8 protein-coding genes are annotated in these 9,855 nt (G+C 69.9%); 1 reads left to right on the top strand and 7 read right to left on the bottom strand.

What is annotated here, in order from left to right; all coding sequences use genetic code 11:
- Positions 1-131: 131 nt before the first annotated feature.
- The 4 genes from ACIPYT_RS06955 to ACIPYT_RS06940 form a co-directional block, all read right to left on the bottom strand.
- Positions 132-713 (bottom strand): DNA-3-methyladenine glycosylase I, encoded by a 582-nt coding sequence (locus ACIPYT_RS06955; protein ID WP_401071967.1) that lies wholly within the window; start codon positions 711-713, stop codon positions 132-134.
- 108 nt (positions 714-821) lie between these two features.
- Entirely contained in the window at positions 822-2,378 is a 1,557-nt protein-coding gene (locus tag ACIPYT_RS06950; RefSeq protein WP_401071965.1) for a DUF222 domain-containing protein, read from the bottom strand.
- 102 nt (positions 2,379-2,480) lie between these two features.
- The gene (locus ACIPYT_RS06945) at positions 2,481-3,284 is read right to left on the bottom strand and encodes a hypothetical protein (protein WP_401071963.1); all 804 of its coding nucleotides are present in this window, start codon (positions 3,282-3,284) and stop codon (positions 2,481-2,483) included.
- Positions 3,285-3,401: 117 nt separating this feature from the next.
- Positions 3,402-4,448, bottom strand: a complete 1,047-nt coding sequence (locus tag ACIPYT_RS06940; protein ID WP_401071961.1) for an NAD(P)-dependent alcohol dehydrogenase — start codon at positions 4,446-4,448, stop codon at positions 3,402-3,404.
- Positions 4,449-4,539: 91 nt separating this feature from the next.
- Here ACIPYT_RS06940 and ACIPYT_RS06935 point away from each other — a divergent pair, with 91 nt between their 5' ends.
- Positions 4,540-5,502 (top strand): hypothetical protein, encoded by a 963-nt coding sequence (locus ACIPYT_RS06935; RefSeq protein ID WP_401071959.1) that lies wholly within the window; start codon positions 4,540-4,542, stop codon positions 5,500-5,502.
- Between the two features lie 79 nt (positions 5,503-5,581).
- Here ACIPYT_RS06935 and ACIPYT_RS06930 read toward each other — a convergent pair whose 3' ends face one another.
- The 3 genes from ACIPYT_RS06930 to ACIPYT_RS06920 all read right to left on the bottom strand — a co-directional run bounded on the left by ACIPYT_RS06930 (position 5,582) and on the right by ACIPYT_RS06920 (position 9,789).
- Positions 5,582-7,642 carry an acyl-CoA dehydrogenase gene (locus ACIPYT_RS06930; protein WP_401071957.1) on the bottom strand — a complete coding sequence of 687 codons (2,061 nt, stop codon included), beginning with the start codon at positions 7,640-7,642 and terminating at the stop codon, positions 5,582-5,584.
- Between the two features lie 120 nt (positions 7,643-7,762).
- Positions 7,763-8,980, bottom strand: a complete 1,218-nt coding sequence (locus ACIPYT_RS06925; RefSeq protein ID WP_401071955.1) for an HTTM domain-containing protein — start codon at positions 8,978-8,980, stop codon at positions 7,763-7,765.
- Positions 8,977-9,789, bottom strand: coding sequence for a DUF5819 family protein (locus ACIPYT_RS06920; RefSeq protein ID WP_401071953.1), 813 nt, complete (start codon positions 9,787-9,789; stop codon positions 8,977-8,979). The genes ACIPYT_RS06925 and ACIPYT_RS06920 overlap by 4 nt, the downstream gene beginning before the upstream one ends.
- Positions 9,790-9,855 lie beyond the last annotated feature (66 nt).

Below are 9,855 nucleotides of genomic sequence, written 5' to 3'. Positions count from 1 at the left end.
TCCCCCCAGGGTCTCGATGTCCAAGACTCTCCGATCGCGCACCCGGCGGCGCACGATACACCCGAACATCCTAACCGCACCGGAATACCGCGCACGATGGGGAGAACTGCCCAGGTGGCGGCGGAGAGTCGTCAGCGCGCCTCGGCGGCCCTCCAGCATCCCTCGATGTGGTCGTCGACCATGCCCGACGACTGCATCAGCGCGTACATCGTGGTGGCGCCGACGAAGCGGAACCCGCGGCGTCGCAATTCTCTGCTCATCGCGGTGGACTCGGGCGTCACGGCGGGGACGTCGGCGAACGCGACAGGACGCCGGCCGGTGGGCGCGGGGGCGAACGACCACATGAGGGCGTCGAGCTCTCCGGCTGCCATGTCGCGCACGATGCGGGCGTTGCCGATCGTGGCCTCGATCTTCGCGCGGTTGCGGATGATGCCGGCGTCGCCCATGAGCCTCTCGACGTCGGACTCGTCGAACGCGGCGACCGCCTCGGGCTCGAACCCGGCGAACACTTCACGGAACCGCGGGCGCTTGCGCAGGATCGTGATCCACGACAGCCCTGCCTGGAACCCTTCGAGCGCCATCTTCTCGTACAGCGCGCGGTCACCGTGGAGCGCGGTGCCCCACTCCTCGTCGTGGTAGCGGCGGTACTCGGCGTCGTCGCCGACCCAGGCGCAGCGCGCACGCCCGTCGGGTCCGGTGAGAAGAGAAGGCATGAAGCGACGCTATCGCCCGGCACGGACATCGGAGGCACCGCCCGGCTCACCCGGCTCACCCGGCTCACCCGGCTCACCCGGCTCACCCGAGTCACCCGGCTCACCGGCTCACGCCGCCGAGCGGGATCGCGAGCGAAATCGAGATCGAGGTCGGGGTCGAGATTCGAGGTCACCCAGTTTCCCGACGCTGAGCCGCGGCGTCCGCCACAGCCCGTCAGGATCCCACCATGCGGGGCCGCGCACCTGCGGAACTCCCCCGTTCATGCGGATCTCCCACCCCGATGACCCGAGCGATCGATGGTGCCACCAGCACAACGGCACGCCGTTGTCGGTGCTCGTCGGGCCGCCTCGCGCATGCTCGACGACGTGGTGGATCTCGCACCATGATGCGGGAACGTGGCAGCCAGGGATGAGGCATTCCTTGTCGCGGGCGACGATGGCCCGTCGCTGATGGACCGTGAAGATGCGGTCGGTGGTCGTGGTCGCCACGATCCGCCCTTTGTCGGTGAGCACGCGCTGCACCGCACCCGCGCATGCGATGTGCTCGGCCACGGCGACAGGGAGCGTCGCATCGGAACCGGTGAGGTGCGCTCGTCCGGTGCCGCGTGCGAGGTCGTCGACGTCGACGGTCACGACGAGAGTCGGAGCCGCTCCCCCGAGCGAAGGCATGTCTCTATGGCGCGCCGCGATCCCCAGAGCTGCGGCGAGCGCGTCGTGACGCTTCTGCGCATGCGTCCGCGGATCGACGACCGCTCGAGGATCGGCGTTGAGCGGATCATCGTCGACCCCGACCCCGACGCCCACGGATCCCGCGCTCTCGACCGCCGAGTCCTCGAACCGCACGCCTCTTCCCCCACCGGGCAGAGGTGGCCCCTCGACCTTGGGGTTCAGCATTGCGTCGAGCACAGCCTGCAACTGCGCCGCCGCGTCGGGAAGGAGGTGTCCTGTGACGCGGTGCAGCCCCTGCCGCAGTCGTCCGATCGTGAGACCGCGTCGATGCAGCGCCTGCTGATCATCGGGCTCTTCTCCATCGGGGTCGAGCACCATCGCGATCTGCTGCGCGAGACGCCCGAGGTCTTCGGGCATCACTCCGGGACCGCGGCCATCGCTCGATACGGATCCGCCGTCGTCGCCAGCACCGTCACCATCAGCGTCATGCGGCGGCTCATCGGCATCGTGGAGCCCGCGCGCGGAGTCGGCGAGGAACGCGTCGGCGGCGAGGCGCTCTTCGACACCGATGCGATCTCCGATCCGCTCCACCGGCGCGGTCGCCGCGAGCACGCCGTCGACGCTGATCACCCCGTCGAGGAGCGCGTCACGCAGGTCGGGCCATCGGGCCGGAAGGCGTTCGCCCGAGACCAGGCTGGTCTCCCGCCGCAGCAATCCCGCGACTCTGACCACGCGCGTCGCCGCGCGTCGATCGACCAGCAGCGCGCGCTGCACGAGTTCGCTCGGCACGCGGCATCCGCACTCGTGAGCCAACTCGGCCGGATCGGAGGTCGCGATCGTCTCGACGACCACCGCCTCCACGCGCCGCATCACAGCGCCTGCGACCTTCAGCAGCGCGGCCTTCTCGTGGTCGGGCACCCCCGCGATCGCGTTGACGGACAGCACAGCATCCAGGTCGTGGGCGACCTGGATGAGGGCGTCGGCGGGGTGGGGCATACGTGGAGTCAACCCTGGACCACCGACAGTCAGACCCGATTCCGGGCGGAAACAGTCCAGGTCAGGTGCGATATTCCGAGACACCGGAACAGTGCGCCGCCGTCACCACTCCCACTCGACGGAGAACTCGCCCGGCCCGAAGTCGTACTCGACGTGCGACACGCTCGTGCCGTTCACAACGAGCCGCTGCGATCGCATACCGCCCGCGTCGTCGACGACCGCCCGGCACGCACGGGGAACCCGCTCGGCATCGAAGATCACATGGACCCCGACCTCGGCCTGACGACGCGGGGCGAACACTCCCGCCCCGACCCACGTCGCACCGTCGCCGTGCACGTGGTCCCGGGTCTCGCGTTCGGTGAGCACGAAGTCGCCCTTCCGCAGCGGCGAGGAGAGCCGCAACGTCGCCCGCACGACCCTGAGATCCATGTCCGATCGCACGTCGACGAGCTCGCACCCGACAGTCCCCCGCACCGCCGGGGGCGCGATCTCGGGATCCTCGATCGAGAAGTACACGGTGGTCTCGCGAGCGCCGTCGACGCGCGCCTGGAACACCGTGCGGTTCACGGTCCGCACCATCTGCCCCGCGGCATCCAGGAAGTACATGATGGAGCCGGAACGCTCGGACAGGTCCCGAGGGAGGCTCTGCCCCACGAAATCGGCGGCGTCCGGCCTGAGGAAGTCCTGGTACGCGAGGGTGCGATCCGCCGGCACCCGACGCGTCCTCCGCACAGCGGAGGCGAGCACGTGCGGGTCGAGCCCCAACAGATCCTCCAGCGTGGAGAGGACGTCCTCGGCGGTCTCCGACCCGGGATGCCGCGAGCCCGACTGCCACTGCGAGAGCGTGGCGATGCTGATCGTGTGGCCGCGATCGCGGAGACGCCTCTGCAGTGCACGCAGAGACATCCCGCGAGTCCTCACCGTGGTGCGGAGCAGCTCGGCGAAATCCGACGGCGTCGCGTGCGTCCCCTCGGCATCCATCTCATCCACTTCCCGCCCGTCGCACCGGCGACGGCACTCCTGTCAGTCCGCGAAGGTCGCCCCGTCGATCACGAAGCGGTAGCGCACGTCCGAGGCGAGCACCCGCTCGTACGCCTCGTTGATCTGCGCCGCGGGGATCACCTCGATCTCGGCGGCGATGCCCTTCTCGGCGCAGAAGTCGAGCATCTCCTGCGTCTCGCGGATGCCGCCGATGTTCGACCCGGCGAGCGATCGGCGTCCGCCGATCAGCGAGCCCACCGTGACCGCGAGCGGCTCGGCGGGCGCCCCGACGCACACCATGGATCCGCCCACATCGAGAAGCCCCAGGTACGCCCGCAGGTCGACGACGGCGCTCACCGTGTTGAGGATGACGTCGAACGACGAACGCAGGTTCCGGAAGGTCTCCGGGTCGCTCGTCGCGTAGTAGTGGTCGGCGCCGAGGCGCAGTCCGTCGTCCTTCTTGCCCAGCGTCTGCGAGAGCACGGTCACCTCGGCGCCCAGCGCGTGCGCGATCTGCACGCCCATGTGCCCGAGACCGCCGAGCCCCACGACCGCGACGCGACTACCCGGTCCGACGCCCCAGTGGCGCAGCGGCGAGTACGTCGTGATGCCGGCGCACAGCAACGGAGCCGCGACGTCGAGCGCGAGGGCGTCGGGGATGCGGACGACGAACGACTCGGTCACCACGACCTGCTCCGAGTAGCCACCCTGCGTCACGGTGCCGTCGCGGTCGACCGCGCCATACGTCATCACCGCACCGTTCACGCAGAACTGCTCGTCGCCGCGCTCGCAGTTGCGGCACTCTCCGCACGAGTTCACCATGCAGCCGACGCCGACCCGGTCGCCGACGGCGTGACGCGTGACCTCCGGGCCGACCGCCGCGACCACCCCGGCGATCTCGTGCCCGGGCGCGAGCGGATACGACTGCGAGCCCCACTCGCCGCGGACGGTGTGGATGTCGGAGTGGCAGATGCCGGCGAACGCGATGTCGATCAGCACGTCGAGCGGGCCGAGCTCGCGGCGCTCGATCACGGTCTTCTCGAGCGGAGCGGCTTCGCTCGGGGCGGCGTAGGCGTGGACGCGGGTCATCCGGTACTCCTCAGAACTGTTCACGGGGCAGACACTGACATTACCCGCGGTGGATCGGTACGGTGGGGCCAAGACTCCGGAGGGGATGTCCATGCGCCGCTCGTCCACGCTCGCCCGCCTGATCACGATCCTCCTCGCGCTCGTGTTCACCCCGGTCGCCCTCGTGCTGCTCTCCCTGGGCGGCCAGACCGTCGCCCAGGGCTTCTTCGAGTTCGGGTACCGGCAGGATCTCAGTCCGCTCATCGGGCCGCTGCTCGTCCAGGCGCTCGGCGTGCTGCTCCTGGTCGTCGTCGTGCTCACGGGCGTGTGGAGCTCGGCCGGGCTCATCGCGGTGGGCGCGTTCACCGTCGTCGCCCTCGCGATGTCGGCGTTCCCGGTGACGCTGTCGTGGCTCTACCGCGTCGTCCCGCCGCCCTGGATCGACGCCGCCGTGTACGGCATCCCTCTCGTCGTCCTCCCCGTGCTCGGCGTGATGGGCATCGTGCTGGCGCGTGTGCGCCGCGACCCGCGCGCACGCGGCGCCGGCCTCGGTGCACTCGGGATCGTCCTCGCACCTCTGCTGCTCGCCGGCGGCGGGTTCGCACTCGCATGGAGCGTCGCCAACGGTTCGCTGCTGGCGCTCCAGCGCTTCCAGTTCGATCCGCAGCCGCTGGCGATCGCCGCCGCTCTCGGCAGCGTGCTGCTGATCGTCGCCGGCGTCGGAGTGACGCGCTGGTCGCCGTTCGCGCTCCTGCTGCCGGGGGTCGTCCTCCTGGTGGGGAGCATCGCTCTCGCCGCTGCCCCGCAGGCGGTGTTCCCGATCCTCACCTCGCTGCCCCGCGGCGTGAACGTCGTCGTGCCGACGCTGATCCTGTACGGCGGCAGCGCCACCGCCGGCCTGCTGTACCTCGCGTTCACGGCGGTGCTGCTGCGCGTGCGTGCTCAGGCGCGGCTGACGCCGCCAGGAGAGACGGATGCCGTCGGCGCCGCGCCGTATCCGCCGCAGATGTACCCGCCGCAGATGTACCCGCCGCAGGGGCAGCAGCCGTTCCCGCCGGCGCCGCCCGCCGCCTGACGCGTTTCGTCTCGCTCCGCTCGCTCAACGACCCGGGTGAAGGCCTCTCGCTCAACGACCTGGGGCGAACGTCGCGCGACTAGCGCTTCTTCTGCTTGAGCGCCTTCTCCTGAATCGGCGCCGCTCCGGAGGCGGCGAGGTCGGCGTAGTACGCGCGCGCCTCGTCCTGACGCTGCTTCTCGGCGCCGGAGGCGATGGGTGCGCGCACGTGCTCGGGCTCGTAGCCGAACGCGTCGACGAGGTCGAGGGCGTGCGGGCGCAGACGCGCGCAGAGCCGGTCGATGTAGCTCGACACCGCGGCGGCGCGCTGCATCGACAGGCGTCCGTTGATGAGGTGCCACGCGAGGTGCTTCTCGATCAGCTGCAGGCCGAAGAGGTCGCGCAGCCAGGTCAGCACCTTCTTGCTGTCGGCGTCGTCGACGCGGTGCACGGCGTCGGTGAACGCCTCCCACTGCAGCAGCTCGCCGTGGGCGCGGGCCGCCTCGATGAGCTCGGCCTGGTTCTCGTTGAAGAGCTGCGCTCCGCGGGCCTTGTCCTTGCCGGCGACGCGCAGGCGGCCGGCGATGTCGGCGACCATCTGCTGCACGCGCTCGGCGAGCAGCAGATGCTGCTGCTCCTCGCGGAGTCCGTTCTCGACCGAGCGCGCCACCTGGCCGAAGTCGGCGACGGACTGGCCGAACTGCCGCAAACCAGCGCCGTGGAAGACCTTGCCCGCGGTCTGGCCGACCGCGAACTTGGCCAGCGCCGCAGCATCCTTGCCGGTGAACTGCTTGGCGTAGTCGGTGAGCAGACGCTTGCCGACGAGCTGCAGAAGCACGTTGTTGTCGCCCTCGAACGTCACGTAGATGTCGAGGTCGGCGCGGAGGCCGACCAGGCGGTTCTCGAACATGAACCCGGCGCCGCCGCAGGCCTCACGCGCCTCCTGGAGCGTGTCGAGAGCATGCCAGGTCGAGAGCGGCTTGAGCGCGGCGGCCAGGGTCTCGAGGTCCTCGCGGTCGTCAGGGGTGTCGGTGCGGCCCGAGAAGACCCCGTCGAACTTCTGCAGGAACTCGTCGTGCGCGAAGATCTGCGCGTACGTGGTCGCGAGCCGCGGCAGCAGTCGGCGCTGATGCTTGCCGTAGTCGAGCAGCACGACCTCCTGCCCGTCCGCTCCGTCGAACTGGCGACGCTGCGTGGCGTAGGTGATCGCGATCTTCAGCCCGAGCGCCGAGGCCCACGACGAGGCGCCGTCGAGCGAGACGCGCCCCTGCACGAGCGTGCCGAGCATCGTGAAGAAGCGACGTCCGGGGCTGTCGATCGCGCTCGAGTAGGTGCCGTCGGCCGCGACGTCGCCGTAGCGGTTGAGCAGGTTCGTGCGCGGGATGCGCACGTGGTCGAACGAGAGGCGACCGTTGTCGATGCCGTTGAGGCCGCCCTTGAGACCGTCGTCCTCGCGGCCGATGCCCGGCAGGTCGACGCCGTCGTCGCCGCGCAGCGGCACGTAGAAGCAGTGCACGCCGTGGTTCACGCCGTTCGTGATGAGCTGCGCGAAGACCGTGGCCGCGACGCCGTGCAGAGCCGCGTTGCCGAGGTACTCCTTGGTCGCCGCGCGGAACGGCGTGTGGATCACGAACTCCTCGGTGTCGGGGTCGTAGGTCGCGGTCGTGCCCACGGCGGCGACGTCGGAGCCGTGGCCGATCTCGGTCATGGCGAAGGCGCCGGGGATCTCGAGGCTCATGATGCCGGGCAGCCACTTGTCGTGGTGCTCGGCGGTGCCGAGCTGCAGCACGGCGGAACCGAACAGCCCCCACTGCACGCCCGACTTGATCTGCAGGCTGGGATCGGCGACCACGAGCTCCTCGAAGCCCGCGATGTTCGCGCCGTTGTTCTCCTCGCCGCCCAGACGCTTCGGGAAGGCCCGGTGCACGGCGCGGTTCTCGACCAGCAGGTGCAGCTGGCTGAGCACGCGCTCGCGGTGCTCGTCCTTGCCGAGCTCGTCGTCGCGCCAGAAGGCGGGGTCCTTGATCAGCTCGCGCGCCTCGAGTCGGGTGTCGGCCCAGGTGCCCAGCAGCTGACGCTTCACGACGTCGATGTCGATGCGGACTCCGGTGTCGTTCGCATCGGAGGGAGTGGTGTTCGGACGGACGGCTGCGTCGACCATGCGCGTTCCTCTCAGAGGGTGACGGGGATGCCTTCATGGTAGGTCTGCCACAACGCGGCGCGAAGTCACCTGTGCGGTTCCTCCAATATGTTGCGCCGACGTCCCCGATGCGGGTTGTCGTCAGGCGACAGTGCCCGCCGTCGCACCCGGCGGCGGGGCCGCCTTCGACTCGTTCCAGCGTCGCGCCGTGCCGGCGCTGAGCCGGGCCCAGGTGCGGTCGCGGATGAAGATGGCGTCGATCGCGATCATCGTGAGGGAGAACCACGGCAGGCCCATGAGCACCGCGATCCCGATGTGGAACGACAGGATGCCGAGCAGGCCGATCAACCGGGTGGGGCGCGTGAGCAGCATGAGGGGGAACGCCACCTGCAGGATGATGGAGCCCCAGCTCGCCGCGACGACCATCGGCCCCCAGGCCGTGACGAGATCGCTCAGCACCGGCCAGGTGCCGAACCGTGCGGTGTGCAGCGGGTTGTACACCGCGTAGCCGTCCTTCCACGGGTCGCCTCCCGCCTTGAAGAGCGCGCCGGAGGCGTACACGAAGCACACCTGCGCGGTGAGGGCGACGAGCGCGAGGTTGTGGAACACCGTGCCCAGCAGCGCCGGCTGACTGTTCGGCGCGAACCACTCCCCGCTCTTCGCCCGGCGACGGGCGTCGAGCGACCAGCGGGCCGCGGGATCGGCGAAGAACAGCAGCAGCAGCGCGATGCGGAACATGTTGTCGCCCTGGTCGCCGACCATGTCGTTCGCCTCGATGAAGCCGACCCAGAGGCAGAAGAACACGGGCAGCACGAGCCGGAACCGCCAGCCGAGCACGAAGAGCACCGCCAGCACGCCGAGCAGCAGGTACAGCACCGTGTAGGCGACGTCGTTGCCCATCGCCGCGTGGAAGGCGCTGAACACCCAGATCGTGGGGAAGTCGCTGACCGGCTGCGCCATCTCGCCGTTCCACGCCGACCCGGAGCCGAAGGTGTAGAGGCGCGTGCCGAAGTTCGACACGAGCAGGCCCAGCGCCGTGAGACCGAACAGGATGCGCGTGACGGCGAGTCCGTACAGCGCCTTCTTGCCGTGGAACAGCCAGTCGCCGACGAACGCCGAGATGCGGTCGATCGCCGAGACGACCATGGCCCACAGGCCGGCGACCATCGACGAGGCGAACGTGAGCACCCGCGCGGGGAACGAGACGGGGCCCGCGGGTGCGGCCGGCGCCGATGCGGGCGTCGTCGTGGGAGAGGATGCCGGACGCAGCGCCTCGGGCGCGGCATCCGTCTTCTCGTGCTCGCGGGCCGCCCTCTCGGCCCCTGCGCTCTTGTCCCTCGTCTTCGTGGGAGCGCTCATCGCTGGGTCCTCTCGAACTGGGCGCGGAACGTGGTGGCGAAGTTATCGCGGTTCTGCCCCTCCTCCTCGATCGGCAGCCGCCATCCCGTGGTCGAGAACGTCGGCTCGGGCCGCTGCGCGCCCGGCTCGTTGCGCTCGGCGTACGGCACGACGTTCTGGCGGCTCACGCGGTACTGCACCTGCACGACGGCATCCGCACCCCAGATCGCATACGCGACCTGGGTCGCGTACGCGGTCGACAGGTGCTCCTCGGCCAGGTATGCGGCGGGCGACGGGTGGTCGCCCTCGAGCTCGTCGAACGATCGCGACATCCAGTCCTCCCAGCCGTCCTCCGTGTAATCGAGGGCGACGACGGCCTGCTGCTGCTCGTCGAGCTTGTTGAAGGCGTTCATCTGGCCGCTCGCGACCTCGCTCGACTGGATGCCGGCGCGCGGCGGGAAGAGGTTGTATCTGATCATCGACAGTTCGACGTCGGTCGCGCTGACCCATCCGGTCTCGACCTCTTCACCGTCCTTCTCGATGACGGCGCGGACGTTGAAGTGGTAGTCGCCGTTGATGGGCTCGGGGGCGAAGACGCTCCAGGACTGCCCGAACATCGGCAGCATGTAGCTCGACAGCACCTGCTGGGTGGGGATCTCCCGCAGCGCCGAGTACGGCGCGATCCAGAGGAACGAGGCGCCCACGTGCCAGAGCGTGAGCAGACACCCGGCGAACGCGATGAGCTTGACCCACCAGGTGGGCCGGGGTGTCGTGGACTCTCCCGCGTCGGCGCGGGCGTCGGATTCGGATGTTCTCTGCGTCGTGGTCATTGTGCGCACCTTCCTGACCGCCGAAGGGGTCGGGGCCGCCGTGCGCGGCGGCCCCGACGAATGTGC

The organism is Microbacterium sp. NPDC089695, from assembly GCF_044749085.1.
Taxonomy (GTDB): domain Bacteria; phylum Actinomycetota; class Actinomycetes; order Actinomycetales; family Microbacteriaceae; genus Microbacterium.
This window is presented reverse-complemented; position numbering and strand designations above follow the sequence as displayed.

Coding starts and splice junctions, on each gene's coding strand:
- ACIPYT_RS06955 (WP_401071967.1), bottom strand. CDS start 713: ATGCCTTCTCTTCTCACCGGACCCGACGGGCGTGCGCGCTGCGCCTGG.
- ACIPYT_RS06920 (WP_401071953.1), bottom strand. CDS start 9,789: ATGACCACGACGCAGAGAACATCCGAATCCGACGCCCGCGCCGACGCG.
- ACIPYT_RS06940 (WP_401071961.1), bottom strand. CDS start 4,448: ATGACCCGCGTCCACGCCTACGCCGCCCCGAGCGAAGCCGCTCCGCTC.
- ACIPYT_RS06935 (WP_401071959.1), top strand. CDS start 4,540: ATGCGCCGCTCGTCCACGCTCGCCCGCCTGATCACGATCCTCCTCGCG.
- ACIPYT_RS06930 (WP_401071957.1), bottom strand. CDS start 7,642: ATGGTCGACGCAGCCGTCCGTCCGAACACCACTCCCTCCGATGCGAAC.
- ACIPYT_RS06950 (WP_401071965.1), bottom strand. CDS start 2,378: ATGCCCCACCCCGCCGACGCCCTCATCCAGGTCGCCCACGACCTGGAT.
- ACIPYT_RS06945 (WP_401071963.1), bottom strand. CDS start 3,284: ATGTCTCTGCGTGCACTGCAGAGGCGTCTCCGCGATCGCGGCCACACG.
- ACIPYT_RS06925 (WP_401071955.1), bottom strand. CDS start 8,980: ATGAGCGCTCCCACGAAGACGAGGGACAAGAGCGCAGGGGCCGAGAGG.